This is a genomic window from Bacillus xiamenensis (genome assembly GCF_000300535.1).
GTDB lineage: Bacteria > Bacillota > Bacilli > Bacillales > Bacillaceae > Bacillus > Bacillus xiamenensis.
The window spans coordinates 30292-55364 of record NZ_AMSH01000016.1 but is presented as its reverse complement, the minus strand read 5'-3'; the positions used below and the strand labels follow the sequence as shown (position 1 = coordinate 55364).

At 40.9% G+C, this 25073-nt stretch carries 31 protein-coding genes; 30 read left to right on the top strand and 1 reads right to left on the bottom strand.

Annotation, left to right across the window (positions count from 1 at the left end):
• Window positions 1–155: 155 nt before the first annotated feature.
• The 13 genes from BA1_RS07815 (at window position 156) to rsmI (ending at window position 9302) form a co-directional block, all read left to right on the top strand.
• Entirely contained in the window at window positions 156–347 is a 192-nt protein-coding gene (locus BA1_RS07815; RefSeq protein ID WP_008357486.1) for a sigma factor G inhibitor Gin, read from the top strand.
• Between the two features lie 128 nt (window positions 348–475).
• On the top strand, window positions 476–1090 hold the full coding sequence (locus tag BA1_RS07810) for a 5-bromo-4-chloroindolyl phosphate hydrolysis family protein (RefSeq protein ID WP_008357484.1): 615 nt from the start codon (window positions 476–478) through the stop codon (window positions 1088–1090).
• Window positions 1091–1110: 20 nt separating this feature from the next.
• Window positions 1111–2178 carry a toxic anion resistance protein gene (locus BA1_RS07805; RefSeq protein WP_008357482.1) on the top strand — a complete coding sequence of 356 codons (1068 nt, stop codon included), beginning with the start codon at window positions 1111–1113 and terminating at the stop codon, window positions 2176–2178.
• 77 nt (window positions 2179–2255) lie between these two features.
• Window positions 2256–3665 (top strand): aminotransferase class I/II-fold pyridoxal phosphate-dependent enzyme, encoded by a 1410-nt coding sequence (locus BA1_RS07800; RefSeq protein ID WP_008357481.1) that lies wholly within the window; start codon window positions 2256–2258, stop codon window positions 3663–3665.
• Window positions 3662–4300, top strand: a complete 639-nt coding sequence (gene tmk, locus BA1_RS07795; RefSeq protein ID WP_008357479.1) for a dTMP kinase — start codon at window positions 3662–3664, stop codon at window positions 4298–4300. The genes BA1_RS07800 and tmk overlap by 4 nt, the downstream gene beginning before the upstream one ends.
• Window positions 4301–4379: 79 nt before the next feature.
• Window positions 4380–4709 (top strand): cyclic-di-AMP receptor, encoded by a 330-nt coding sequence (locus tag BA1_RS07790; RefSeq protein ID WP_008357477.1) that lies wholly within the window; start codon window positions 4380–4382, stop codon window positions 4707–4709.
• Between the two features lie 12 nt (window positions 4710–4721).
• On the top strand, window positions 4722–5162 hold the full coding sequence (locus tag BA1_RS07785; protein ID WP_008357474.1) for a YaaR family protein: 441 nt from the start codon (window positions 4722–4724) through the stop codon (window positions 5160–5162).
• Between the two features lie 11 nt (window positions 5163–5173).
• The gene (gene holB, locus BA1_RS07780) at window positions 5174–6163 is read left to right on the top strand and encodes a DNA polymerase III subunit delta' (protein WP_008357472.1); all 990 of its coding nucleotides are present in this window, start codon (window positions 5174–5176) and stop codon (window positions 6161–6163) included.
• 2 nt (window positions 6164–6165) lie between these two features.
• The gene (gene ricT / locus BA1_RS07775; protein ID WP_008357469.1) at window positions 6166–6993 is read left to right on the top strand and encodes a competence/sporulation regulator complex protein RicT; all 828 of its coding nucleotides are present in this window, start codon (window positions 6166–6168) and stop codon (window positions 6991–6993) included.
• Window positions 6994–7007: 14 nt separating this feature from the next.
• A complete protein-coding gene (gene yabA, locus BA1_RS07770; protein WP_008357468.1) occupies window positions 7008–7361 on the top strand; it encodes a DNA replication initiation control protein YabA in 354 nt (117 codons plus the stop codon).
• A 55-nt stretch (window positions 7362–7416) separates the two neighbouring features.
• A complete protein-coding gene (locus BA1_RS07765) occupies window positions 7417–8160 on the top strand; it encodes a tRNA1(Val) (adenine(37)-N6)-methyltransferase (RefSeq protein ID WP_008357466.1) in 744 nt (247 codons plus the stop codon).
• On the top strand, window positions 8147–8446 hold the full coding sequence (locus tag BA1_RS07760) for a GIY-YIG nuclease family protein (RefSeq protein WP_008357464.1): 300 nt from the start codon (window positions 8147–8149) through the stop codon (window positions 8444–8446). Before BA1_RS07765 ends, BA1_RS07760 begins: the two co-directional genes overlap by 14 nt.
• Window positions 8421–9302 carry a 16S rRNA (cytidine(1402)-2'-O)-methyltransferase gene (gene rsmI / locus BA1_RS07755; protein ID WP_008357462.1) on the top strand — a complete coding sequence of 294 codons (882 nt, stop codon included), beginning with the start codon at window positions 8421–8423 and terminating at the stop codon, window positions 9300–9302. Before BA1_RS07760 ends, rsmI begins: the two co-directional genes overlap by 26 nt.
• Before the next feature lie 44 nt (window positions 9303–9346).
• Here the strand turns inward: rsmI and BA1_RS07750 are convergent, their stop codons facing one another.
• On the bottom strand, window positions 9347–9637 hold the full coding sequence (locus BA1_RS07750; RefSeq protein WP_087975202.1) for an AbrB/MazE/SpoVT family DNA-binding domain-containing protein: 291 nt from the start codon (window positions 9635–9637) through the stop codon (window positions 9347–9349).
• Window positions 9638–10155: 518 nt separating this feature from the next.
• Here BA1_RS07750 and metG point away from each other — a divergent pair.
• The 17 genes from metG to BA1_RS07665 all read left to right on the top strand — a co-directional run bounded on the left by metG (window position 10156) and on the right by BA1_RS07665 (window position 25028).
• Entirely contained in the window at window positions 10156–12156 is a 2001-nt protein-coding gene (metG, locus tag BA1_RS07745) for a methionine--tRNA ligase (protein WP_008357460.1), read from the top strand.
• Between the two features lie 81 nt (window positions 12157–12237).
• A complete protein-coding gene (locus BA1_RS07740) occupies window positions 12238–13005 on the top strand; it encodes a TatD family hydrolase (protein WP_008357458.1) in 768 nt (255 codons plus the stop codon).
• A gap of 244 nt (window positions 13006–13249) precedes the next feature.
• Window positions 13250–14452 carry a G5 and 3D domain-containing protein gene (locus BA1_RS07735; protein WP_008357455.1) on the top strand — a complete coding sequence of 401 codons (1203 nt, stop codon included), beginning with the start codon at window positions 13250–13252 and terminating at the stop codon, window positions 14450–14452.
• A 160-nt stretch (window positions 14453–14612) separates the two neighbouring features.
• Entirely contained in the window at window positions 14613–15173 is a 561-nt protein-coding gene (gene rnmV, locus BA1_RS07730; RefSeq protein WP_008357453.1) for a ribonuclease M5, read from the top strand.
• Complete coding sequence (gene rsmA / locus BA1_RS07725; RefSeq protein WP_008357451.1) at window positions 15166–16044, top strand: 16S rRNA (adenine(1518)-N(6)/adenine(1519)-N(6))-dimethyltransferase RsmA; 879 nt, start codon at window positions 15166–15168, stop codon at window positions 16042–16044. The genes rnmV and rsmA overlap by 8 nt, the downstream gene beginning before the upstream one ends.
• Window positions 16045–16178: 134 nt before the next feature.
• The gene (yabG, locus tag BA1_RS07720; RefSeq protein WP_008357449.1) at window positions 16179–17063 is read left to right on the top strand and encodes a sporulation peptidase YabG; all 885 of its coding nucleotides are present in this window, start codon (window positions 16179–16181) and stop codon (window positions 17061–17063) included.
• A gap of 213 nt (window positions 17064–17276) precedes the next feature.
• Complete coding sequence (veg, locus tag BA1_RS07715) at window positions 17277–17534, top strand: biofilm formation stimulator Veg (protein ID WP_003217979.1); 258 nt, start codon at window positions 17277–17279, stop codon at window positions 17532–17534.
• A 161-nt stretch (window positions 17535–17695) separates the two neighbouring features.
• Complete coding sequence (locus tag BA1_RS07710) at window positions 17696–17881, top strand: small, acid-soluble spore protein, alpha/beta type (RefSeq protein ID WP_008357447.1); 186 nt, start codon at window positions 17696–17698, stop codon at window positions 17879–17881.
• Between the two features lie 146 nt (window positions 17882–18027).
• A complete protein-coding gene (gene ispE / locus BA1_RS07705; RefSeq protein ID WP_008357445.1) occupies window positions 18028–18897 on the top strand; it encodes a 4-(cytidine 5'-diphospho)-2-C-methyl-D-erythritol kinase in 870 nt (289 codons plus the stop codon).
• 55 nt (window positions 18898–18952) lie between these two features.
• The gene (purR, locus tag BA1_RS07700; RefSeq protein WP_008357442.1) at window positions 18953–19786 is read left to right on the top strand and encodes a pur operon repressor; all 834 of its coding nucleotides are present in this window, start codon (window positions 18953–18955) and stop codon (window positions 19784–19786) included.
• A 39-nt stretch (window positions 19787–19825) separates the two neighbouring features.
• On the top strand, window positions 19826–20203 hold the full coding sequence (gene ridA, locus BA1_RS07695) for a 2-iminobutanoate/2-iminopropanoate deaminase (RefSeq protein WP_008341860.1): 378 nt from the start codon (window positions 19826–19828) through the stop codon (window positions 20201–20203).
• Window positions 20204–20427: 224 nt separating this feature from the next.
• Window positions 20428–20724: a septation regulator SpoVG gene (gene spoVG, locus BA1_RS07690; RefSeq protein WP_008357439.1), complete on the top strand. Its 297-nt coding sequence runs from the start codon at window positions 20428–20430 to the stop codon at window positions 20722–20724.
• Between the two features lie 199 nt (window positions 20725–20923).
• On the top strand, window positions 20924–22294 hold the full coding sequence (gene glmU / locus BA1_RS07685; RefSeq protein ID WP_008357436.1) for a bifunctional UDP-N-acetylglucosamine diphosphorylase/glucosamine-1-phosphate N-acetyltransferase GlmU: 1371 nt from the start codon (window positions 20924–20926) through the stop codon (window positions 22292–22294).
• A 22-nt stretch (window positions 22295–22316) separates the two neighbouring features.
• Window positions 22317–23270 carry a ribose-phosphate diphosphokinase gene (locus BA1_RS07680; RefSeq protein WP_008357434.1) on the top strand — a complete coding sequence of 318 codons (954 nt, stop codon included), beginning with the start codon at window positions 22317–22319 and terminating at the stop codon, window positions 23268–23270.
• A 137-nt stretch (window positions 23271–23407) separates the two neighbouring features.
• A complete protein-coding gene (locus tag BA1_RS07675) occupies window positions 23408–24034 on the top strand; it encodes a 50S ribosomal protein L25/general stress protein Ctc (protein WP_008357431.1) in 627 nt (208 codons plus the stop codon).
• Window positions 24035–24175: 141 nt separating this feature from the next.
• Window positions 24176–24742 (top strand): aminoacyl-tRNA hydrolase, encoded by a 567-nt coding sequence (gene pth, locus BA1_RS07670; RefSeq protein ID WP_008357429.1) that lies wholly within the window; start codon window positions 24176–24178, stop codon window positions 24740–24742.
• Window positions 24743–24797: 55 nt separating this feature from the next.
• Window positions 24798–25028 carry an anti-sigma-F factor Fin gene (locus BA1_RS07665; protein WP_003217967.1) on the top strand — a complete coding sequence of 77 codons (231 nt, stop codon included), beginning with the start codon at window positions 24798–24800 and terminating at the stop codon, window positions 25026–25028.
• The last annotated feature ends 45 nt before the right edge of the window (window positions 25029–25073 follow it).

Here is a 25073-nt window from a genome sequence, read left to right as displayed (position 1 = left end):
TTCCATTTGGAACTGGTCTTTTTTGTGTTTTAAAAAAGGAACAAACACTCGATCTGGTATGGATACATATACTAAACTACCATCTAAAACATTCTTAATTTTGTATACAATTGAAAGCGCTAGGGCATACTGAAGCTATAAGTGGAGGTGTCACAATGAGCAAAAAAGAGCGAGAAGCGATTTGTTTGATTTGTGAAGAGAAAAAAACAAAGGGAATTTATTTATATCATCAGTTTTTGTGCCAAGATTGTGAGCGAAAGTTAATTTCTACATCGACCTCGGATCCTAGCTATGCCGACTATGTAAGAAAGCTTAAAAATCTTCATACACCGCCTTTGTATTCATAGACCATTAGATGGTCTTTTTTTATGACCTATGGAGGATGGGGCCTGTTTTTTGGAACTTAGTTTGGACATCAACCGTAATAAATAATAAGATAAACAGAGAGCCTGATTATTCATAGGAGTCGATGAACATGAAATCAATTTTTTATACATTTATATGGGCCGTTCTCTCTACTTTTTTTTCGCTGGTTATTTTAACTGTCAGTATTGCGGTTTTCCATCACCATGTTGGATTGTCGATACTGTATGCGATGATTGGGTGGGGTGTGATGTTTGCAGGGAGTCGATGGGCTGCCTTCCAGTTATTTTTGAAGAAACATGGATTGTCTCGCAGTGATTATGTATATATTAAACAGCACTTGAAAGAAGCAGGGCAAAAGCTGGTTCGTTTGAAGAAAGCTTTATTTGCTGTGAAGAACGTACAGACGATCAAACATAATTATGAAATCCTTCGGCTTGCGCGCCGCATTTATACGATAACCAAAAAGGAGCCGAACCGATTTTATGATGCTCAGCGATTTTATTTCGAAAGTTTGGATTCTGTTGTTGAATTAACTGAAAAATATGCACTGCTGTATAATCAGCCTAATCGCAGTCATGAGCTTGAAATGACACTAAGCCAGACTCGAGTCACACTGACCGAGCTGCAAAAACAATTGACGAATGATTTACAGCAAATTTTAGGAAGAGACATAGAAGCACTTCATATCGAACTTGAAGTGGCCGATAAAATGATCAAAAAATAGATGAAAGGAGTCAAACTCAGATGAAACCAGAAGATCCAGTCACACCACCATCACCATCTACTACAGGTCTTCAGTTTCGGGTGTTTGATACCTTATCTGATGAGGAAAAACAGGAGGCTTTACAGCGTGCTGAAAAGATTCCTGATCATCCACAAAAACTGCTTTTCTATGGCACACGTGTGCAGGAACGATTATTAGAACAATCAAAGCAAATGATGCAATATGTTGAGAAAAAAGATATTGATCAAATAGGAGACATTCTTGAGGCTTTTTTACAGCAGCTGCATTTAGTGGAACCAGAGGATTTGCTGCCAAAGAAACGGGGCTTTTTTTTAAGGCTGTTTCAGCGAGAAAGACGTTCTACACAGGAGATCATTTCTCGATTTAAACAAGCCGAAGCACAGATAGAGAGATTGTCAGCGAGACTCCGATACGCAAGGGGCGTATTGATTTCCGACCATAAGTTATTAGAGCGTTTATTTGAAGAAAATCAATCATATTTTCAAGAGATGACGTTACAGGTTGCAGCAGTTGAAGCAAAATTGGCACTTTTAGAGCAGCAGCAGGCCCTATCAGGAACGAAACGGTCAAATGATCGGACATTAGAGGAGCAATTGATGAGTCAGGAAGTCAATGAGGAAGAATATATGGAGAGATTGAAAGAAAGGAAGTATGATTTGCTGTTAAGCCGTCAAATTGCTCTGCAATGTAATGCTCAAATTCGAATGATACAGCATACAAACCATACATTAGCCAACCATATTCAATCAACTGTCTCCGCATCGATTCCTTTATGGATCAACCAAATGTCGATTGCGTTTACTCATATTCAGCAGCGAGCCAATTCAGCGCTTGAGCAGCGTATTCAGCAAACGTATGAAAAGGTCTCCAAGCAGCAAGGACAGCTTCTTGAAGACGCCTCATTAACGCCGATAGATGCGTTGAAAAAGGTTCAACTCCAATTAGCCGAAACATTACAGGAAACGTTACAGGTGAAAGAACATGGAAGCCAAGAGCGAGCTCAATTAAAAAATAGCATGTACGAGGCAGAGCAGAAGCTGGTGAATCATAAACCAATAAAGGAATGAGAATCCACCTTTCAGTTCACTTGTTTGAACGTTATAATAGACATAAGATATCGTTTAAGTGAAAAGGGTCGATTTGTTTGAAAACACCTTTATATACAGCATTATCACAACATGCGGAAAAGAAGCCCTATTCTTTTCACGTTCCAGGACATCACAATGGAGATGTCTTTTTTGATGAGGCACGGTCCTACTATGCATCCATTCTTCAGCTGGATGTAACGGAGCTTGAAGGTCTAGATGACCTCCATCACCCGACTGGTGTGATAGAAGAGGCAGAGGACTTGTTGGCAAAGTTATATGGGGCAAAACAAAGTTTTTTCCTTGTGAATGGTACAACAGTTGGAAATTTGGCGATGGTGATGGCGGCATGCCGTACTGGAGACGAGATTTTTGTTCAGCGAAATTGTCATAAGTCTGTTTTCCATGCGATTGAGCTTGCAGGAGCAACGCCTATTATAGTAGAAACTGAGAGCGATCCATACTTGCACGTCCCAACCCATGTTACTGACAAAACAGTCGAAAAAGCCATTGCGCAACATCCTAACTGCCGAGTAATCGTTTTGACGTATCCGAACTACTACGGACATGCAGCTGATTTATCAAAGCTGATTCAAATGTGTCATGAAGCGGGCATCCTTGTTTTGGTTGATGAGGCGCATGGCGCGCATTTTGTATTAGGCGGTGCCTTTCCTCCATCTGCCCTTTCCTACGGAGCAGACGTGGTGGTACAATCAGCACATAAAACCCTGCCTGCGATGACGATGGGTTCTTATCTCCATCTTCAAGGAGATCGGATCGATGCGAAGCGTATGAAGACATTGTTAACGATGCTTCAAAGCAGTTCTCCATCTTATCCAATTATGGCCTCGTTAGATCTGGCGAGAGCTTATGTGGAGGAGATCAAGGGAAAAGGGAATGTGGACGGAATCATAAGAGGGCTGACAAGGCTGAAAGAACAGTTTAACAGGATACCTAGTCTCGAAGTGGTCGAGTCTGACTCGTTATCTACTGATCCATTAAAATGCGTCATTCGTTCAACAAAAGGGCTGACAGGCTATGAACTAAAAAAGGTGCTTGAATCGGTGGATGTTCATCCAGAGCTTGCGGATGAACATCAAGTCTTACTCGTTTTTGGTCTAGGACAGACAAAGGATATTCCTTTTACAACCATAAAGCGGGCTCTTCAGCAAAGTGATTTATTGCTTGAAAAAAAAGAGCAGCTTCAAAAGGGATCGGCCTTAATAGACGACGATCAGCAAAAGCAAGGGGTAGAAGCCGTTCCTTTCGAAAAAGCAGCAGGCCGGATCAGTGCAGAATCGGTCATTCCTTATCCGCCTGGCATTCCTTTGATGATTAAGGGAGAACCGATTGAAGCAAATCAAATTGCGACGTTAAGCCGTTTGCTCGGGCATCAAGTTCATGTGCAAGCAAGTCAGGTGATTCACCAAAGAAAATTATATGTTTATATAGAAGAGGAGACACTATGAGCGGTATGTTTATTACGTTTGAAGGGCCGGAGGGTGCTGGAAAAACGACAGTGATTCGAAAAGTATACGAAGAAATGGAACGCCAAGGATATGCAGTGATGGCAACACGTGAGCCGGGCGGTATTGACATTGCAGAGCAGATTCGTGAAGTCATTTTAAATGAAAACAATACAAAAATGGACGCAAAAACAGAGGCATTGCTTTATGCAGCAGCCAGAAGGCAGCATTTGGCTGAGAAAGTAGAACCGGCATTGCAGCGCGGGGACACTGTCTTATGTGATCGTTTTGTAGACAGCTCCCTTGCTTATCAAGGCTATGCGAGAGGGCTTGGAATTGAAGAAGTCAAATCAATTAACGAGTTTGCCATTAATGGCACGATGCCGCAAATGACCATTTACTTTTCCATTACACCGGAGGAAGGTCTAAAGCGAATTAACGCCAATCAAGGAAGAGAAAAAAATCGATTAGATTTGGAGACGCTGAATTTCCACCAGCGGGTCAGAGAAGGTTATGAATTGCTCATTGCGCAATCACCAGAACGATTCCGTGTAGTAGATGCGTCTCGGCCGATACAGGATGTCTTTGAAGAAGTCCTTCAGTTGATTCAGGACACATTAAAGAAAAATCAAATATGACCTGATTCCCAATCGTTGTTATAATATAGAGGAAGACATCGGCATGTCACCTGTGCCTAAAACGAAGGAGGCCAATCAAATGAAATTAATTGTTGCCGTTGTACAGGACCAAGATAGCAGCAAGTTGTTGAAGATATTGACAGAACATCAATTCGGCGTGACAAAATTAGCTTCAACTGGCGGGTTTTTAAAGTCTGGAAATACGACTTTTATCATTGGTTGTGATGATGTCAGAGTAGATAAAGCATTGCAGCTTATCAAGGAAAATTGCCGTAAACGTGATCAAATGATCGCACCTGTATCGCCAATGGGTGGAAATGCTGACTCATACGTACCATACCCTATTGAAGTTGAAGTTGGTGGAGCCACAGTCTTTGTTCTACCAGTTGAACAATTTCATCAATTTTAAGGATGGGTTGCTGTGAAAATTAATCAAGATATGCGGCTGCTTTTGGAAAAACGTGAACTCCAGGCGATGAAAGGAAGCCAAACTTCCTCTTCATTTAAATCATCTATGGAAACACAAAGCGGAAAAATGCGTTTAGAGCAGCTGACCGTCATGCTGAGTGATATCGAAGTGTTCGGTAAAAAGCTGACAAAGTCACGAAATCTAAAGGATTTAGCCAGATTTAAAGGGCTGGTGAAGCGCTTTGTGAAAGAGACAGTCGATAATGGATTAAATATAGAGACATCAAGGAGCTTTGACCTTTATGGCAACACGCGAACACTTGCTTTAGTCAAAGCATTAGATGAAAAACTTATTGAATTAACAGAGGATATGATGAATCAAGAGAAGCCCTCTCTTGATTTGCTTGAACGTATTGGAGAAATAAAAGGTTTATTGATTAACCTTTACACATAGAGAGTGATAACATGGCAATTAGCTGGGATGACATGAATGATTTGCAGCCGCGCGTCATGCGGCTGATTTTTAATAGTATTGATAAAGACCGACTGGCTCATGCTTATTTATTTGAAGGGAAGAAAGGGACAGGAAAGCTAGATGCTGCGCTGCTTTTGGCTAAGAGCTTTTTTTGCTTGGAAGCAGGAGTGAAACCATGTGAGTCCTGTCAAAACTGCAAAAGGATTCAGTCTGGTAACCATCCAGATTTACATCTAGTGCAGCCTGATGGCCAATCAATTAAGAAAGCGCAAGTGCAGGCTTTGCAGGAGGAATTTACAAAAGCAGGTGTAGAGTCGCACCGAAAAATGTATATCATTCTTCATGCGGACAAAATGACGGTCAATGCCGCGAACAGTTTATTAAAGTTCCTAGAGGAGCCTAACCGGGAAACGATGGCGGTTTTAATCACTGAGCAATCGCATAAAATGCTGGATACGATTATTTCAAGGTGTCAGATGCTTAGCTTTCAGCCGCTTCAGCCACAATCCTTAGAGCAGCAGCTTTTACAGGAAGGTGTATCTCAGCATCTTGCAAGGCTTTTGTCGAATTTAACCAATAATTTGGCAGAAGCACTCGAATTAAGTCGAAATGATCAGTTTGCAGAGTCTAGAGCGAAAGTGATAAAATTGTATGAAGTCTTACACCAGCGAAAAGAACATGCATTTTTTTATATACAAGATCAATGGGTGCCTTTTTTCAAAGAGAAAGACCTTCAAGAAACAGGTCTGGATATGCTTTTATTTATATATCGTGATGTATTGTCGATTCAAATAGGAAATGAAGATAAAGTCATTTATCAAGACTTATTCCAGACAATGAAGCAGCACGCGCTGCATTCCACACAGCAGATGGTGACGAATCAGATCCTCGCTGTATTAGAAGCGAAAAAGAGACTTCAATCCAACGTGAATGCCCAAGGGCTAATGGAGCAATTGGTGTTGATGTTGCAGGAGGGATAAGCTTGTACAACGTAATTGGTGTTCGCTTTAAAAAAGCGGGCAAAATCTATTATTTCGATCCTAATGGATTTCATATAGAAAATGATAGTTGTGTCATTGTAGAAACGGTCAGAGGTGTTGAGTACGGACAAGTGGTCATCGCGAATAAAAAAGTAGATGAACATGATGTGGTGCTCCCTTTGCGTAAGGTGATTCGTGTAGCTGATGAACGTGACCGGCTCATCGTTGAGGAGAACAAAGAAGCAGCGATGGCAGCCTTTGATACATGTCTTCAGAAGGTCAGTGAACACGGCCTGGAAATGAAGCTAGTCGATGTCGAATTTACATTTGACAGAAACAAGGTCATCTTCTATTTCACAGCGGACGGCAGAGTCGATTTCCGTGAGCTGGTGAAGGATCTTGCATCTATCTTTAAGACGCGAATTGAACTTCGCCAGATCGGTGTAAGAGACGAGGCGAAAATGCTGGGTGGTATTGGTCCTTGTGGACGAATGCTTTGCTGTTCAACATTCTTAGGAGATTTTGAACCTGTGTCCATTAAAATGGCAAAAGATCAAAACCTCTCGTTAAACCCTACGAAAATTTCAGGACTTTGCGGCCGTTTGATGTGCTGCTTGAAATATGAGAATGATGAGTATGAAATAGCAAAAGAACAATTACCGGATATCGGTGAAACGATTCAGACGTCTAATGGCTCTGCAAAGGTAGTAGGGCTCAATATTTTAGAACGAATTTTGCAAGTTGAATTAACCGGGCAAGAAAAAGTGATAGAATATACTTGGGAAGAATTATTACAAGAAGGCGTTGTATCTGCACAAACAACTGAGTAACGAGGTGTGCCACCTTGGATAAAAAGGAACTATTTGATACGGTGATTAATCTAGAAGAACAAATCGGTTCTCTTTATCGACAGCTAGGTGATTTGAAAAATCATATCGGTGAAGTGATTGAAGAAAATCATCAGCTTCAGATGGAGAATCAGCATTTGCGTGAACGTCTGGATCAATCCGATCGAGACAAATCGTCTGAGGCGGGGGATGATCCTGCCCAGAAGCCAAGTCATTCTGATATAGGAGAAGGTCATGATAACCTGGCTCGGTTATATCAGGAGGGCTTCCATATTTGTAATGTACATTATGGGAGCATTCGCAAAGAGGGAGACTGTTTGTTCTGTCTGTCATTTTTAAATAAAAAATGAGAAAAGGCTTCCGCTGAATCGGGAGCCTTTTTCACAGGAAAAGAAAGGATACATCATGGTTTCGTTAAGAGAAGATGAACGTTTAGACTACTTGCTTGCAGAAGATATGAAAATTATTCAAAGTAAAACAGTGTTCGCCTTTTCATTGGATGCGGTATTATTAGCAAAATTTGCGTATGTGCCGATTCAAAAAGGGGAGATCATCGATCTTTGTACAGGAAATGGCATCGTTCCATTGCTGCTCTCGACTCGATCTAAAGCTTCTATTACAGGGGTTGAAATTCAAGAGCGCCTTTTTGATATGGCCAAGAGGTCTGTTGAGCATAATCAACTAGAGCATCAGATTGAATTGATTCATGGTGATTTGAATGATATGCCAAAACGGTACGGAAACCACAAAGTAGACGTGATTACATGTAACCCGCCATATTTTAAAACGCCTTCTAAGGATGAAATCAATGAAAATGAGTATTTGGCGATCGCACGACATGAGATTCATTGTACATTAGAGGATGTCATTCGTGTTTCTTCCACGCTGCTGAAGCAAGGCGGCAAACTGGCAATGGTTCACCGCCCTGGACGGTTGCTTGAAATTGTTGAAATGATGAAGAAACACCGAATTGAGCCAAAACGAATTCAATTTGTTTACCCTAAACAAGGAAAAGAAGCCAATACCATCTTAGTAGAAGGTATAAAGGATGGAAAACCAGATTTGAAAATTCTGCCACCGCTTTTTGTTTATGGAGAAGACCAAGAGTATACAGAAGAAATCAGGACGATACTGTATGGAGAAGCATAATCATTACTTCTATGTATTGAAATGTGCAGATGGCAGTTTGTATGCTGGGTATACAAATGATCTACAAAAAAGACTGACTACCCATAATAGCGGAAAGGGTGCAAAGTATACAAGAGCGAGACGGCCGGTCGAGCTTTATTACCATGAATGCTTTCCAACCAAAAGAGAAGCCATGCAGCAGGAATATCGTTTTAAAACTTGGACACGTCGAAAGAAAGACATGTATATAGAGGACATGCGAATGAAAAAGGAGGCGGCACATGAACAAGACACAGAAAAGCTTTGATGGTCAATCAGAGATGGGCATTCTTTATCTCGTTCCAACCCCGATTGGGAACTTAGAAGATATGACGTTTCGAGCGATACAAACGTTAAAAGATGTAGACTATATTGCCGCAGAAGATACGAGACAAACGAAAAAGCTTTGTCACGTCTATGAAATTGATACACCGTTAACGAGTTATCATGAGCATAATAAAGAGAGCAGCGGCCACAAGTTAATCGAATGGTTAAAAGAAGGAAAAAATATTGCACTCGTGAGCGATGCGGGTTTACCGACGATTTCTGATCCAGGAGCTGAAGTGGTTCGAGACTTTACAAGCATCGGAGGCTATGTCATTCCGTTACCTGGTGCAAACGCAGCACTAACGGCGCTCATTGCATCAGGGATCGCACCACAGCCATTTTTCTTTTACGGTTTTCTTGATCGACAAAAAAAGGAAAAGAAAAAACAACTGGAAGCATTGAAGAAACGAAAAGAAACGATTATTTTCTATGAAGCGCCCCACCGGTTAAAAGAAACGCTGACTGTGATGAAGGAAGTATGGGGAAACCGAAATATTGCCATTACGAGAGAACTGACGAAAAAATTCGAAGAGTTTATTCGTGGAGATTTAGAATACGTGCTGACATGGGCGGCGGAGCATCAAATCCGAGGTGAGTTCTGTCTTGTTGTACAAGGGAATGATCAGGATGAAGAAGAGCTGAATGAAGAAGCCTGGTGGAAGTCCTTATCTGAAAAAGAACACGTGATCCATTACATAGAGGAAGGATTAACGTCGAAGGAAGCCATAAAACGTGCAGCAGTCGAACGTGGTGTGCCAAAGCGCACAATATACGATGCTTATCATATTGAACAATAAAGAAAGGTTCTTGCAAACGGTGCAAGAACCTTTTTATATGAAACTTATTTTTGTGATTGAAGTTGATTTTGGATTTCGTTAATGATTTGCTCTGCACCTTCACGGCTAAGAACTAATTTACCATTAGCAAGTTTAAGGTTATCGTCTGATACTTCACCTGTTACTTGGCAAGTCATATTTGGCTTATATTTTTTTAGGATAATTTTTTCATCATCAACATAGATTTCCAAAGCGTCTTTTTCAGCAATTCCTAACGTACGGCGAAGTTCGATTGGAATCACCACGCGCCCTAATTCGTCAACTTTACGTACAATACCTGTAGATTTCATCTTCATTCTCCTCCCAAAAAGTTCTTATTCTTAATATAATATTATCTTCGTCATTATTCGACAAATTCCTTACATTCCTAGCATAACAAGGTTTCCATAAATCGTCAATCATTTTGTTTACTATTGTTTGTAAAATATGACTCTTAAAGTTAAAGGACCGTTAAACTCTTGGTTTATAAGGATTTTTTGAACTTCATCAATAAAAATATGATAAATGACGATAACAGATTAACGAGACTTTTGCCCTAATTTAGACAATTGTAAATCTGGAAATAGATATCATACGACAATATTCGACAAAATGTCGAGCGGTTTGTCGTTTTTTTCGAAAAACTCATCTTTTTCGATCATTTCATTCTCTTCTATGTATATATGCTTGATCTTAAAGGCTAAGATGGTATCATAGAGAAAGCACAAGTTCAAAACATAATGAAATGATCTGCCACATTTTAATCAAGTAATGATAACCGCTCTCGTCCATTGGGCGGGAGTTTTTGACATTTACACACGCAGGAGGTTCCGACATGCCGGAAAAGAAAAAAACGTTTTATCTGACAACACCTATTTACTATCCGAGCGGAAAATTACATATTGGACATGCCTATACGACGGTGGCAGGGGATGCCCTGGCTCGTTATAAACGTCTTCAAGGCTATGATGTGATGTATTTAACTGGTACAGATGAGCACGGACAAAAAATTCAGCAAAAAGCTGAAGAACAGAATATTACACCGATTGAGTATTTAGATCCAGTCGTTGCAGATATTAAATCTTTATGGAAGAAACTCGACATTTCAAATGATGATTTCATTCGTACAACGGAAAAAAGACATACGAAAATCATTGAACAAGTCTTCCAAAAGCTGCTTGATCAAGGAGATATCTATTTAGATCAATATGAGGGCTGGTACAGTATTCCTGATGAAACGTTCTATACGGAAACACAGCTTGTTGATATTGAGCGAAATGAGAAAGGGGAAGTCATTGGCGGGAAAAGCCCAGACAGTGGACACCCTGTTGAATTGATTAAAGAGGAGTCATATTTCTTCCGTATGAGTAAGTATGCGGATCGTTTACTGGACTATTATGAAAAGAACCCATCGTTCATTCAGCCTGAATCAAGAAAGAATGAAATGATCAATAACTTCATTAAACCGGGATTAGAGGATTTAGCTGTATCAAGAACAACCTTTGATTGGGGCATTAAAGTACCTAATAATCCGAAACACGTCATCTATGTATGGATTGATGCGCTATTCAACTATTTAACAGCGATTGGCTATGGAACCGACCAGGATGAAAAATATAAAAAATATTGGCCTGCCAACGTGCACCTTGTAGGGAAAGAAATTGTACGTTTCCATACCATTTACTGGCCGATTATGCTGATGGCACTTGATCTGCCGCTGCCGAAACAAATTTTCGCACACGGCTGGCTTCTGATGAAAGATGGCAAAATGTCTAAATCAAAAGGGAACGTCGTAGATCCGGTCACATTAATTGACCGCTATGGTCTTGATGCCCTTCGTTATTATCTGCTTCGTGAAGTCCCATTTGGCGCTGACGGTGTGTTTACACCCGAAGGATTCGTGGAACGTGTAAACTATGACCTTGCCAATGATTTAGGCAACTTGCTTAACCGCACAGTGGCGATGGTGCAAAAATATTTTGACGGTACATTAAGCAGCTATAAGGGTCCTATCAATGAGTTTGATGAAGAACTGAAGGCTGTGGCTGAACAAACGGTGAAAGCTTATGAAGAAGCGATGGAGAACCTCGAATTCTCGGTGGCTCTTTCAAATGTTTGGACATTAATCAGCAGAACGAATAAATATATTGATCAAACAGCTCCATGGGTGTTAGCGAAGGATGAAACGAAACGAAAAGAACTACATTCTGTGATGTACCATTTAGCAGAGTCCCTTCGAATGACAGCAGTGCTATTAACACCATTCTTAACAAAAACACCAGAGAAAATCTTCTTCCAGCTTGGAGTTGAAGATGAAAAACTCAAAAGCTGGGAAAGCATTCTTTCTTTCGGTGCGATCCAAAAAACGACGGTGCAAAAAGGTGAGCCATTGTTCCCTCGTTTAGAGGTTGAAGAAGAAGTGGCATACATTAAAGAGAAAATGCAAGGAAGTGCACCTAAGGTAGAAGAAGAGAAGGTTGAAATAGAAGAAACAGAATTACCAGAGCTGGGAGCTGAAATTGCATTTGATGATTTTTCGAAAGTCGATCTCCGGGTCGCACAAGTATTGGAAGCAGCCCCAGTTAAAAAAGCTGATCGTCTCTTAAAGCTTCAGCTTGATTTTGGATTTGAAAAAAGACAAATTGTTTCAGGGATTGCCAAGCATTATCAGCCAGATGAATTGGTAGGGAAAAAGCTCGTTTGCGTAGCGAATCTCACGCCGGTTAAGTTGAGAGGGGAAATTTCCCAGGGAATGATTTTAACCGGAGAAACTGGTGGTAAATTGCAGGTTCTTGAAGTGGATCAATCTCTAGCAAATGGAACAAAAATTTTATAAATCAACAAAGGTGTTCCACGTGTAACATTTCGTCGAACACCTTTTGTTTTTTAGGGGAATTGTCGAAAGGAGCCATCAACGATGTTATTTGATACACATGCCCATTTAAATGCTGAACAATATAAAGAAGACTTAGAACAGGTGATTGAAAGAGCAAAAAGTGAAAAGGTAGAGAAAATCGTGGTAGTCGGGTTTGATCGACCAACCATTACGAGAGCGATGGAATTAATTGAGGCGTATGACTTTATTTATGCTGCTATCGGCTGGCATCCCGTTGATGCCATTGATATGACAGATGAAGATTTGGCTTGGATCAAAGAATTATCTCAACATGAAAAGGTCGTAGCCATTGGAGAGATGGGTCTAGATTACTATTGGGACAAGTCGCCAAAAGATGTGCAAAAAGAAGTCTTTAGACGTCAAATTGCTCTTGCAAAGGAAGTGAACTTGCCAATCATCATTCATAACCGTGACGCTACGGAAGATGTGGTGACGATCTTAAAAGAAGAGGGAGCAGCGGAAGTTGGAGGTATTATGCACTGCTTTACAGGAAGCCTTGAAATTGCAAAAGCGTGTATGGAAATGAACTTTTATATTTCATTCGGTGGACCTGTGACATTTAAAAATGCCAAAAAACCGAAGGAAGTTGTAAAGGACATACCAAGTGATCGTCTATTGATTGAAACAGACTGTCCGTATTTAACTCCGGCGCCATTTAGAGGGAAACGCAATGAGCCGAGCTATGTGAAATATATCGCAGAACAAATTGCGGAATTACGAGACATCAGCTTTGAAGAGCTTGCTGAATTGACAACAGAAAATGCGAAAAAAGTTTTCCGTATAAACTGACAGTATATGATGTCAATCCTTGTTTAAGCTTGTCCATTGGTGAAACATAACCAAAAAGTTCTACACGTTTGCGCCTCCTCATAGGATAAGTTGTCGATAAGTCTTTCTTCCCTTCCTTCCATAAATCTCCCATAATAGGTTTACAATCGTGCATTTTTGTACAGTGGGTGGAAGGGTTGACAGGTTTTGAGATACTCTATATAATCTCTCCGAGGAGAAGGAGGCGTTTTTCATCGTACAAAAAATGAAAAATCTGTTTTCTGTCAGGCTAGGAAAAAGCAAGGTTTTATTGTTAGTCGCTTGCTTGCTTTTAGCTGGAACTGGGACGGCTTACGGTGCGCATGAGTTCACTAAGCAGTCTATTACCATTTCAATCAATGGCAAAGAGAAGACAATTCGTACACATGAAGAGACAGTAGCACAGCTGCTTTCAGACCTTGGAATAAGGACCAGGGCGGAGGATCATATCTCTCCAAGTCTAAATACAAAGATTAAAGACAACATGAACATTGTGTATGATGCGGCTATACCGGTTCATCTTACCCTAGATGGGAAAAAGAAAACGATATGGACAACAGATCAGACGGTTGGAGCATTATTGAAGAATGAGAAGATAGATATTGGGGAGCACGATCAAGTCACTCCAGGAAAGAATGACAAGATTAAAAAGAATATGGATCTTGTGGTTCAGCAGGCCTTTCAGGTCAGCTTAAATGATGGAGGGAAGGATAAAAAAGTGTGGACCACTTCGACTACGGTCGCTGACTTTTTAAAGCAACAAGAGCTGAGGCTCAAGAAGCACGATAAGATCAAACCTGCGTTACATAGCAGTCTTTCTAAAAAAAGCGCAGATGTTCAGATCACTCGGGTGGAAAAAGTCACCGATGTAGTGGAAGAGAAAATTGCTTTTGATACCAAACATAAAAAGGATCAATCTCTAGAACAAGGAAAAGAGAAGGTACTTGAAAAAGGTGAAGAAGGTAAATTGAAGAAGCACTATGCCATTGTGAAAGAAAACGGCAAAGTGGTGTCTAAAGAATTAATGAAAGAAGTAACTGAAAAAGACAGTAAGGATCGTTTAGTGGCCATTGGTACACAAGTGGCCAAGAAGGAGCCTAAAGCGTCCCCTGCGGTTTCAAGAAGTAATGAATCGTCAGGAAAAGAGTTTTATGTGGCGTCAACAGCCTATACAGCGAGCTGTGCTGGATGTACGGGCAGAACGTCTACAGGTTATAATTTAAAAGCAAATCCAGGTGCAAAGGTTATAGCAGTTGATCCGAGTGTCATTCCGCTAGGCTCTAAAGTGTATGTGGAAGGCTATGGATATGCCATTGCGTCAGACACTGGATCTGCTATAAAAGGAAATAAAATTGATGTGTTCGTCCCAAGTAAGTCGGCAGCTTATCAATGGGGAAATAAACGAGTGAAAATTAGAGTGCTCAAATAAACACATCAAATCATTTATATGAACAGAGGGCTTTGCGCACCCTCTGTTTTTTTGGTTATAATAGAAGCACTGTTTTCTAATTAATTAGACGCAAAAACAGCATGGAAGGTTTCATTTTTTGACAAAAAAATGTAGATTGTTTTTGCAAGCGGAGGAATAAATGAAAATCAAAGAAATTATTGTGGTGGAGGGTCGTGATGACACTGCTAGAGTGAAGATGGCGGTTGATGCAGATACGATCGAGACAAACGGATCTGCCATTGGCGATGCCGTCATTCAACAAGTGCGCCTTGCTCAAAAGACGAGAGGGGTCATTATTTTAACAGATCCTGATTTTCCTGGTGAGAAGATCCGTAAAACCATCGCAGAAGCGGTTCCTGGCTGTAAGCACGCTTTTTTGCCAAAACACCTTGCAAAAGCGAAGCGGGACAAAGGAATTGGTGTCGAACATGCTTCCTTGGACAGTATTCGGGATTGTCTTGCCCATGTCCATGAGGAAATGGAAGAATCCGAGAGCGACATTACATTAGACGACTTATTTGACGCAGGCCTTATCGGAAGCGATGCATCGAAACGTCGCCGTGAACGACTAGGTGTGCTTTTAAATATAGGATATACCAATGCGAAGCAGCTGCAAAAGCGCCTTCACATGTTTCAAATAACCAAACAGGATTTTATTGCGGCCTTAAAGACCGTCATGCAGGAGGAAGCCGATGAATAAAGATATTGCGACACCCATCAGAACGAAGGAAATACTGAAGAAGTACGGTTTCTCTTTTAAAAAGAGCTTAGGACAGAACTTTTTAATAGATACGAATATTTTGGATCGCATTGTCGATCATGCAGAGATTACGGATGAGACCGGCGTGATTGAAATTGGGCCTGGTATCGGTGCATTGACAGAACAGCTCGCTAAGCGGGCAAAAAAAGTCACAGCGTTCGAAATTGATCAGCGCCTATTGCCGATTTTAAACGACACGCTTTCTCCATATGATAATGTCACCATCATTCATCAAGATGTGTTAAAGGCGGATGTAAGAAAGGTGATGGAAGAACAGTTTGCTGACTGTAAAGAAGTCATGGTCGTAGCAAACCTTCCATATTACGTGACAACACCGATTATTATGAAACTGCTTGAAGAAAACCTTCCATTAAAAGGGATTGTGGTCATGCTGCAAAAAGAAGTAGCAGATCGGATGGCAGCTGCCCCTTCATCAAAGGAATATAACTCGTTGTCTATTGCGGTTCAATTTTATACGGAAGCGAAAACAGTGATGGTTGTGCCGAAAACGGTTTTTGTCCCACAGCCAAATGTGGATTCAGCTGTTATCAAACTAACCGTTCGTGAAACACCTGCTGTCTCAGTAGACAATGATGCGTTTTTCTTTCAATTGATTCGTGCGAGCTTTGGCCAGCGCCGGAAAACATTGATGAATAATCTGATGAACAATCTGCCTGATGGTAAGAAGCATAAAGCCATCATTGAAGAAGCGCTACAAACAGCCGAGATTGATGGAAAGCGCCGCGGTGAATCATTATCCATTGATGAATTTGCCCGTTTATCGAACGTTCTACACAAAGCCCTATTTTAAGGGCTTTTTTCTTTTGGTTTTCACCACTTCAGCTGTTCGGGCATAGGCTAGAAAGAACAACACACATGAAAGACGAACATGTTTAGCGCAAGACGATACCAACAGGATATGAGCCTGATTGTGGAGTGAAAAGCATGCAATTTCAAATAGGAGATATGGTGACGAGGGCATCCTATCAGATGGATATTATGTTTCGTATTATTCGAATTGATGAGACAGACCAGCACGAAGCCACCGCCATTTTGCATGGGAATGAAGTAAGGCTGATTGCGGATGCAAAGATGTCAGACTTGGTCTTGATTCAAAAAGAGGAGCAGCTGACAAGAGAGAAGGACGATGAACGGAAAATTAACGAATCGCTCGACTTACTCAGGCAGGATTATCAGCTGCTTCGTGAAAAACAAGAGTATTATACGTCTGGACAATATCAGCATCAGGAACAGTATTTTCACATGCCAGGAAAGGTCCTTCATTTAGATGGAGATGCTTCATACTTAAAGAAATGCTTAGATGTATATGAGAGAATTGGTGTACCTGTGTATGGTGTGCATTGCCACGAGAAGAAAATGCCAAGCATGATTGACTCGTTAATTGATCAATATCGACCTGATATTTTGGTCATCACAGGACATGATGCATATTCCAAGCAAAAGGGCGGCGTACAAGATATCGGTGCATATCGTCATTCTCGTCATTTTGTTGAAACGGTTCAAAAGGCAAGAAGGAAGGTTCCACATTTAGATCAGCTCGTGATCTTTGCAGGAGCCTGTCAATCTCATTTTGAATCATTAATCCAAGCTGGTGCTAATTTTGCAAGCTCACCCTCACGTGTTAACATCCATGCACTCGATCCCGTCTATATTGTTGCGAAGATCAGCTTCACTCCATTTGTAGATCGAATCAACGTGTGGGATGTGCTCCGAAATACGTTAACAAGAGAAAAAGGCCTCGGAGGAATTGAAACGAGGGGTGTTTTAAGGGTAGGTATGCCATATAAAAGAGACCATGAATCGACATAACCTGACTGATTTCAGTCTGGTTTTTTTTATGTTCTAAAAGAAATTTCATATCAATACATAATTCACCGGAATTTGAGAAAAATAGGGAGAAGAAAAGGTAGAAGTTTGTCAAAAATATTTTGTTGACAATGGCTCGTGTTGGTTGATATAATTTAATTTTTATTTGACAAAAATGGGCCGTTGTTGTATAATTATCTCAGTGAGGTGGATGCAATGGCGAAGACTTTGTCCGACATCAAAAGATCGCTTGATGGTAACTTAGGTAAACGTTTGACGTTAAAGGCTAACGGAGGCCGCCGAAAAACAATTGAGCGTTCGGGCATTTTAGCTGAAACGTACCCTTCTGTTTTTGTGATTCAATTAGATCAAGATGAGAATTCGTTTGAAAGAGTTTCTTACAGTTATGCAGATATACTGACTGAGACGGTCGAATTAACGTTCGATGATACCGCTAGCTCAGTCGCCTATTAATGGGCAGTGAACTTCTTGTTTACTGCTTTTTGTTTTGCCTTTTTTCGTATGGGACTCTGTCCATTATTTGAAAGGGGTAAAAGAAAGGGTTCGATACAAAATAAGAAAGCCACGACCTCAGTGGCAATGATTCGAATTCTCGACTAAAGGGGCTGTTTCGTTTGGGTAGACGCCGAGGCATTATGTCAGAAGAGTTCAAATACGAGCTGGCGAAGGATCTTGGATTTTATGATACCGTCAAAAATGGGGGCTGGGGAGACATTCGCGCGCGTGACGCAGGTAATATGGTCAAACGTGCCATCGAATTAGCTCAACAGCACATGGCTCAGGATGAGAATCAACGATAAAGAACTGGTCAGGGATACCTTGGGTGTCTCTGGCCTTTTTTGTTGAAAATGAAGTGTGCTAAGGCGTAAAAGCCAATATTCATCAGAACCATCAAATGTGATACAATATTGATACTTATGTTTAGATGGAGAAGTAGGTGAAATGTTTGCGTATTTTAGAAAAAGCACCGGCAAAAATTAATCTCTCACTTGATGTTCATGGAAAAAGACCGGATGGATATCACGAAGTGGAGATGGTGATGACAACAATAGATCTTGCAGATCGACTAGAGCTGACGGAGCTGGACAAAGACGAAATCCGTGTATCATCTCATAATCGGTTTGTGCCAGATGATCAACGGAATTTGGCTTATCAGGCGGCTAAATTACTAAAAACGAGATTCGGTATCCAAAAAGGCGTATCGATTGTCATCACAAAAGCAATTCCTGTCGCAGCAGGTTTAGCTGGGGGCAGCAGTGATGCCGCTGCAGCACTTCGCGGCTTAAACCGTTTGTGGAAGTTAAATCTTACGTTAGATGAACTAGCTGAGCTTGGAGCGGAGATCGGCTCAGATGTCTCTTTTTGTGTACACGGAGGGACAGCGCTAGCAACAGGACGTGGAGAGAAACTGAAACATATTGCGACACCACCGCATTGCTGGGTGATTTTAGCGAAGCCGGTGATAGGGGTATCTACAGCTGAGGTCTACAGACAATATGACGCAAGCAAAGTAGAACACCCAAATGTACAGCGTATGATTGAAGCCATTGAAGCGAAAGATTATAAAGAGATGTGTAACTCACTCGGTAACGTTCTGGAATCTGTAACATTAAAGATGTATCCAGAAGTCGATATGATTAAGAGACAGATGAAACGTTTCGGAGCAGATGCTGTATTAATGAGTGGTAGCGGACCCACTGTGTTTGGCTTGATTCAATATGAATCGAAGGTGCAAAGAATATATAACGGACTGAGAGGATTTTGTGATCAAGTTTACGCTGTCCGATTGATCGGCGAACAAAATGCCCTTGATTAAATCCGTATATTAAGTTATATTATTCATAAATTATTCGGATTCTGGGGGTAAGTTCATGAAGTTTCGTCGAAGCGGCAGATTGGTGGACTTAACAAATTATTTGCTAACAAACCCGCACGTACTAGTGCCGTTAACATTTTTTGCAGAACGATATCAATCTGCGAAGTCCTCCATTAGTGAAGACTTAACGATTATCAAACAGACCTTCGAGCAGCAGGGAATAGGAACTTTGCTTACTGTACCTGGTGCTGCTGGCGGAGTGAAATATATTCCAAAGATTCACCTAGAAGAAGCAGACGAAGTAGTAAACGATATCGGAGAGGCTTTATCAACTCCTGAACGTGTGCTTCCTGGCGGTTATTTATATTTAACCGATGTTTTAGGGAATCCATCAATTCTTGCGAAAATCGGTAAGCTTTTTGCGACCATCTTTGCGGATCGTGCGATTGATGTGGTCATGACCGTTGCGACGAAAGGCATTCCAATTGCCTATTCTGTTGCAGGTTATTTAAATGTGCCTGTTGTGATCGTGAGAAAAGACAATAAGGTAACCGAAGGATCGACTGTTAGTATTAACTACGCATCAGGTTCTTCTAACCGTATTCAAACCATGTCACTTGCAAAGCGAAGCTTAGATAAAGGATCGAATGTCCTGATCATTGATGACTTTATGAAAGCGGGCGGAACCATTAATGGCATGATGAATTTGCTTGAGGAATTTAATGCGAATGTTGCAGGGATCGGTGTTCTTTTAGAAGATGAGGGCGTAGATGAACGCCTGGTTGATGAATATGTATCGCTATTAAAACTTTCAACGATTGATATGAAGCAGAAGATCATTGAGATCAATGAAGGCAATTTTCACGAGTTTTTTCATTCGAAAGCTTAAGCATTAAATCAAACATGTATTTGAATGGGAGAGATTGATATGACAAAAGTTGTTCAAACGAAAAACGCACCAGCAGCCATTGGACCTTACTCTCAAGGAATCATCGTCAATAACATGTTTTACAGCTCAGGCCAAATTCCATTAACGCCAGCTGGAGATTTTGTGAATGGAGATATTAAAGAACAAACACATCAAGTGTTCCATAATCTTAAAGCCGTCCTTGAAGCAGCGGGTGCTTCCTTTGAAACAGTCGTGAAAGCAACGGTTTTCATTAAGGATATGGAACAATTCGCTGAAGTGAATGAAGTGTACGGTGAATACTTCCATACGCATAAGCCAGCTCGTTCATGTGTAGAAGTAGCAAGACTTCCAAAGGATGCGCTTGTAGAAATTGAAGTGGTCGCATTAGTGAAATAAACAGGCAGTCTCAATAAAAGCCGCTTGGTTTGATTTTATGCACGAAAAGGCATCATCATGATGTCTTTTTTTGCACAGAAAATGTAAGCGCCGTCATCAAAATGACAAAAAATGTATAAATATCCCGATATTTCAAAAAAAGTTTAAAAAAAGAGCAGGAGAATCACTACAATCGTTGAATACCTAATTAATGCTTTTATATTGGGAAAAGGTGGTGAACTACTGTGGAAGTTACTGACGTAAGATTACGCCGCGTGAATACCGATGGTCGCATGAGGGCGATTGCATCCATCACGCTGGACCACGAATTTGTTGTTCATGATATTCGTGTGATTGATGGAAATAATGGGTTGTTTGTTGCAATGCCTAGCAAACGCACGCCTGATGGAGAGTTTCGTGATATTGCACATCCAATTAACTCAAGCACTCGGGGTAAAATCCAGGATGCTGTTTTAAATGAATATCATCGCTTAGGCGAAGAAGAAGAAACAATTGAATATGAAGAAGCTGGGGCTTCTTAATCATATGTGAATCTAAAAAGACAGCTTTAAGAGAAAATGGAACGTTTTCTTTTAAATGCTGTCTTTTTTGCGTTTTTCCTCATGTTTCTTCAGCTTTTGACCCATTAGAAAATTATTGTACTTCCTCTTGTATCCTTGAAATCAGTCCTTATTTAGGATATATTTTTCTATGGATAATAGGGATATTGGAGGCCAATCAATGGATAAGCGGTTCGCAGTGATTTTAGCAGCGGGAAAAGGAACAAGAATGAAGTCAAAGCTATACAAAGTACTTCATCCAGTTTGCGGAAAGCCAATGGTCGAGCATGTGGCTGATGAAGCGTTAAAGCTTTCTTTAGCCAAGCTAGTGACAATTGTCGGTCATGGGGCAGAGGACGTCAAAGAGCAGCTTGGGGATAGAAGTGAATATGCACTTCAAGAAGAACAGCTGGGAACAGCACATGCCGTCAAACAAGCAAAGTCGTTCCTCGCAAAGGAAAAGGGAACAACCATTGTCATTTGTGGAGATACGCCATTATTGACAGCGGAAACAATGGAAGCCATGTTAAGCGAGCATCAAAAACATCAAGCGAAAGTGACGATTTTGACAGCACATGCGGATGACCCAACAGGTTATGGACGTATTATCCGTGACGAAACAGGTGCTGTGGTGAAGATCGTAGAGCATAAAGACGCAAATGATGCGGAACGTCAAGTGAATGAAATTAATACTGGGACCTATTGCTTTTCAAATGAAGATCTCTTCCGTGTGATTGAGCAGGTGTCAAATGAAAATGCACAGGGTGAATACTATTTGCCGGATGTCATTGAGATTTTAAAAAATGAAGGGCAAACAGTTGCAGCTTATCAAACACCGCATTTTGAAGAAACACTTGGAGTCAATGATCGTATCGCTCTATCACAAGCAGAGCAATTCATGAAGCGCCGTATTAATCATCAGCATATGAAGAATGGTGTGACCTTGATTGATCCTGAGAACACGTATATCTCGCCAGATGCTGTCATCGGTGAAGATACAATCATTTATCCTGGGACGGTCATCAAAGGGAATGTAAAAATTGGTGCAGACGCCACAATTGGGCCGAACACTGAAATTGTTGATAGCATAATCGGAGATCGGACAGTGATTAAGCAATCTGTTGTCTGCGATAGTGAAGTTGGAGTAGATGTGACAATTGGACCGTTTGCTCATATTCGCCCATTGTCGAAAATTGGCAATGAAGTGAAGATCGGGAATTTTGTCGAAATCAAGAAAACGGTTTTCGGTGACCGAAGCAAAGCGTCTCACCTAAGCTATATTGGAGATGCAGAGGTCGGAACGGATGTAAACCTTGGCTGTGGATCCATTACAGTTAATTATGATGGGAAGAACAAATTCTTAACAAAGATTGAAGATGGCGCCTTTATTGGCTGCAATTCAAATCTCGTTGCACCAGTCACTGTCGGAAAAGGGGCATATGTTGCAGCCGGTTCAACGGTAACAGAAGATGTTCCGCAGAATGCACTGTCTATTGCTAGAGCAAGACAAGTCAATAAAGAAGATTATGTGAAAAATATTCATAAAAAATAATCCAAATACCCGGAGGTTTACCATGTCTAATCGTTATGCTGATGCGAATTTAAAGATTTTCTCTTTGAATTCAAACCCTGAACTTGCTAAAGAAATTGCCGAGCGTATCGGAGTTGATCTAGGAAAGAGCTCTGTTAAACGTTTTAGTGACGGTGAAGTCCAAATTAATATTGAAGAAAGTATTCGCGGCTGTGACTGTTATGTCATTCAATCAACAAGTGCGCCAGTGAATGAGCACATTATGGAACTGCTTATTATGGTTGATGCCCTAAAACGTGCTTCTGCGAAAACTGTCAACATTGTCATCCCTTATTATGGATACGCACGTCAAGATCGTAAGGCAAAACCTCGTGAGCCAATTACTGCGAAGCTTTTTGCGAACTTACTAGAAACAGCAGGTGCTACACGTGTGATTGCACTTGACCTGCATGCGCCGCAAATCCAAGGTTTCTTTGATATTCCAATCGATAACTTAATGGCAGTGCCAATCTTAACAAACTATTTCGAACAGAAAAACTTGAATGATATCGTCGTCGTGTCTCCAGACCACGGTGGTGTGACGCGTGCACGTAAAATGGCAGACCGCCTGAAAGCGCCAATCGCCATTATCGACAAACGCCGTCCGAAGCCAAACGTTGCTGAAGTGATGAACATCATTGGTAACATCGAAGGCAAAACAGCGATTCTCATTGATGATATCATTGACACAGCTGGAACGATTACACTAGCAGCAAATGCGCTCGTTGAAAATGGAGCGGCTGAAGTATATGCTTGCTGTACTCACCCAGTATTGTCTGGACCAGCGGTAGAACGCATCACAAACTCTAAAATCAAAGAATTGGTTGTCACCAACAGTATTCACTTAACAGATGACAAGAAAGTAGATAAATTCATTCCACTTTCAGTTGGGCCTTTGCTTGCAGAAGCCATCATCCGTGTGCATGAAGAAGAATCTGTTAGCTACCTTTTCAGCTAATTCTCTTATCAAAAAGGCCCTAGGGATAAACTTAGGGTCTTTTTGCTTTAATAAATGAAAGCCAAGCATGTTTAAAATGATTCAGTTATGGGTATTTATGAAAGTAGTGACAAAAAAGAAATAGGATGGTGCTGAATATGGCAACTTTAAAAGCAAATAAAAGAACTGATTTCAAACGTTCCACACTGCAAAAAATCCGTCATTCAGGACATGTTCCTGGTGTCATATACGGAAAAAATACAGACAACCTAGCTGTTTCATTAGACAGCATTGATTTATTAAAGACATTACGTGATGAAGGGAAAAATACAATCATCACATTAGATGTTGGCGGTGAAACAAAATCTGTGATGGTCACAGAATTACAAACAGATCCGCTGAAAAATGAGCTCGTCCACGCCGATTTCCAAGTGGTCGACTTACAGCAGGAAATCGAGGCAGATGTACCGGTACAACTCATTGGTGAATCCAAAGGTGTAAAAGATGGCGGTGTGCTTCAGCAGCCACTATTTGAGTTATCTATTACAGCGAAACCAAAGGATATCCCGCAAAATATCGAAGCTGATATTACAAACTTAGAAGTAAATGACGTACTAACAGTCGGTGATCTGCCTGTTCAGTCTACGTATCAAATTAATAATAATCCAGAAGAAGTTGTTGCTTCTATCTTACCGCCTCAGCAATCCAAGGTTCCAGAGCCAGATAGCGAAGATGAAACGCAAGAGCCTGAGGCAATTAAAGAAAAAGACGACAACGAAGAATAACTGGTCAATTAGAGACGTAACCCTCCCGCGGTTGCGTCTTTTGTGCTAGAATGAAAAGAATTCATACGTTTTTGGATGAGGCAATCACATTGGCTCATTTTTTAGGCGTGTGCATGTGCGACAAAGGAGGTTGTTGGTTTCATGATTGCGTTCGTCGGATTGGGCAATCCAGGAAGAGAATATGAAAAAACAAGACATAATGTCGGGTTTATGACAATAGATGAACTATCAAAAAAATGGGACATCCCATTAAATCAATCAAAATTCCATGGACAATATGGAACTGGGTTTGTTTCGGGGCAAAAGGTTCTACTTGTTAAGCCTCTTACATATATGAACTTATCAGGGGAATGCGTGCGTCCGCTGATGGATTATTATGATATTCCCCTTGAGAATTTGAAGGTCATCTATGATGATCTTGATTTGCCAACTGGGCGGATTCGTTTGCGTACAAAGGGAAGTGCAGGCGGACATAATGGAATCAAATCGTTGATTCAGCATTTAGGTTCACCTGAGTTTGACCGATTTCGCATTGGCATTGGCCGGCCGCAAAACGGCATGAAGGTCGTCGATTACGTACTAGGACGATTCTCTGATGAGGAACAGCCTGACATCTCATCAGCTATTCAAGCGTCTGTTGAGGCTTGTGAGGCGGCTTTAACAAAGCCATTTTTAGAAGTGATGAATGATTTTAACAAGAAGGTATAAGAATGATAAGCAAAGCACATACTGATCATAAAATCTCAGCATGGGAGGATCACGTATGGCTTTGCACTATTACTGCCGGCACTGTGGTGTAAAGGTTGGCAGTCTAGATGAATCTGCTGTCCAAAGTGAAGCACTTGGATTTCATCACTTAACAAATGAGGAAAGAAACGATATGATTTCTTATAGGGAAAATGGTGATTTACATGTACAAACCATTTGTGAGGATTGCCAAGAGGCGCTCGAAAGAAATCCTGATTACCATCAGTATCATACCTTTATTCAATAAAAAAGCTTTGGTGTAGATATTAGACCAAAGCGTTTTTCTGTTTTA

Excerpts from the sequence above, each read along its gene's own strand:
- BA1_RS07815 (WP_008357486.1), top strand. The coding sequence starts at position 156 with ATGAGCAAAAAAGAGCGAGAAGCGATTTGTTTGATTTGTGAAGAGAAA.
- BA1_RS07810 (WP_008357484.1), top strand. The coding sequence starts at position 476 with ATGAAATCAATTTTTTATACATTTATATGGGCCGTTCTCTCTACTTTT.
- BA1_RS07805 (WP_008357482.1), top strand. The coding sequence starts at position 1,111 with ATGAAACCAGAAGATCCAGTCACACCACCATCACCATCTACTACAGGT.
- tmk (WP_008357479.1), top strand. The coding sequence starts at position 3,662 with ATGAGCGGTATGTTTATTACGTTTGAAGGGCCGGAGGGTGCTGGAAAA.
- BA1_RS07790 (WP_008357477.1), top strand. The coding sequence starts at position 4,380 with ATGAAATTAATTGTTGCCGTTGTACAGGACCAAGATAGCAGCAAGTTG.
- holB (WP_008357472.1), top strand. The coding sequence starts at position 5,174 with ATGGCAATTAGCTGGGATGACATGAATGATTTGCAGCCGCGCGTCATG.
- BA1_RS07765 (WP_008357466.1), top strand. The coding sequence starts at position 7,417 with ATGGTTTCGTTAAGAGAAGATGAACGTTTAGACTACTTGCTTGCAGAA.
- BA1_RS07760 (WP_008357464.1), top strand. The coding sequence starts at position 8,147 with ATGGAGAAGCATAATCATTACTTCTATGTATTGAAATGTGCAGATGGC.
- rsmI (WP_008357462.1), top strand. The coding sequence starts at position 8,421 with ATGAACAAGACACAGAAAAGCTTTGATGGTCAATCAGAGATGGGCATT.
- BA1_RS07750 (WP_087975202.1), bottom strand. The coding sequence starts at position 9,637 with ATGAAGATGAAATCTACAGGTATTGTACGTAAAGTTGACGAATTAGGG.
- metG (WP_008357460.1), top strand. The coding sequence starts at position 10,156 with ATGCCGGAAAAGAAAAAAACGTTTTATCTGACAACACCTATTTACTAT.
- BA1_RS07740 (WP_008357458.1), top strand. The coding sequence starts at position 12,238 with ATGTTATTTGATACACATGCCCATTTAAATGCTGAACAATATAAAGAA.
- BA1_RS07735 (WP_008357455.1), top strand. The coding sequence starts at position 13,250 with ATGAAAAATCTGTTTTCTGTCAGGCTAGGAAAAAGCAAGGTTTTATTG.
- rnmV (WP_008357453.1), top strand. The coding sequence starts at position 14,613 with ATGAAAATCAAAGAAATTATTGTGGTGGAGGGTCGTGATGACACTGCT.
- rsmA (WP_008357451.1), top strand. The coding sequence starts at position 15,166 with ATGAATAAAGATATTGCGACACCCATCAGAACGAAGGAAATACTGAAG.
- yabG (WP_008357449.1), top strand. The coding sequence starts at position 16,179 with ATGCAATTTCAAATAGGAGATATGGTGACGAGGGCATCCTATCAGATG.
- veg (WP_003217979.1), top strand. The coding sequence starts at position 17,277 with ATGGCGAAGACTTTGTCCGACATCAAAAGATCGCTTGATGGTAACTTA.
- purR (WP_008357442.1), top strand. The coding sequence starts at position 18,953 with ATGAAGTTTCGTCGAAGCGGCAGATTGGTGGACTTAACAAATTATTTG.
- ridA (WP_008341860.1), top strand. The coding sequence starts at position 19,826 with ATGACAAAAGTTGTTCAAACGAAAAACGCACCAGCAGCCATTGGACCT.
- glmU (WP_008357436.1), top strand. The coding sequence starts at position 20,924 with ATGGATAAGCGGTTCGCAGTGATTTTAGCAGCGGGAAAAGGAACAAGA.
- BA1_RS07680 (WP_008357434.1), top strand. The coding sequence starts at position 22,317 with ATGTCTAATCGTTATGCTGATGCGAATTTAAAGATTTTCTCTTTGAAT.
- BA1_RS07675 (WP_008357431.1), top strand. The coding sequence starts at position 23,408 with ATGGCAACTTTAAAAGCAAATAAAAGAACTGATTTCAAACGTTCCACA.
- pth (WP_008357429.1), top strand. The coding sequence starts at position 24,176 with ATGATTGCGTTCGTCGGATTGGGCAATCCAGGAAGAGAATATGAAAAA.
- BA1_RS07665 (WP_003217967.1), top strand. The coding sequence starts at position 24,798 with ATGGCTTTGCACTATTACTGCCGGCACTGTGGTGTAAAGGTTGGCAGT.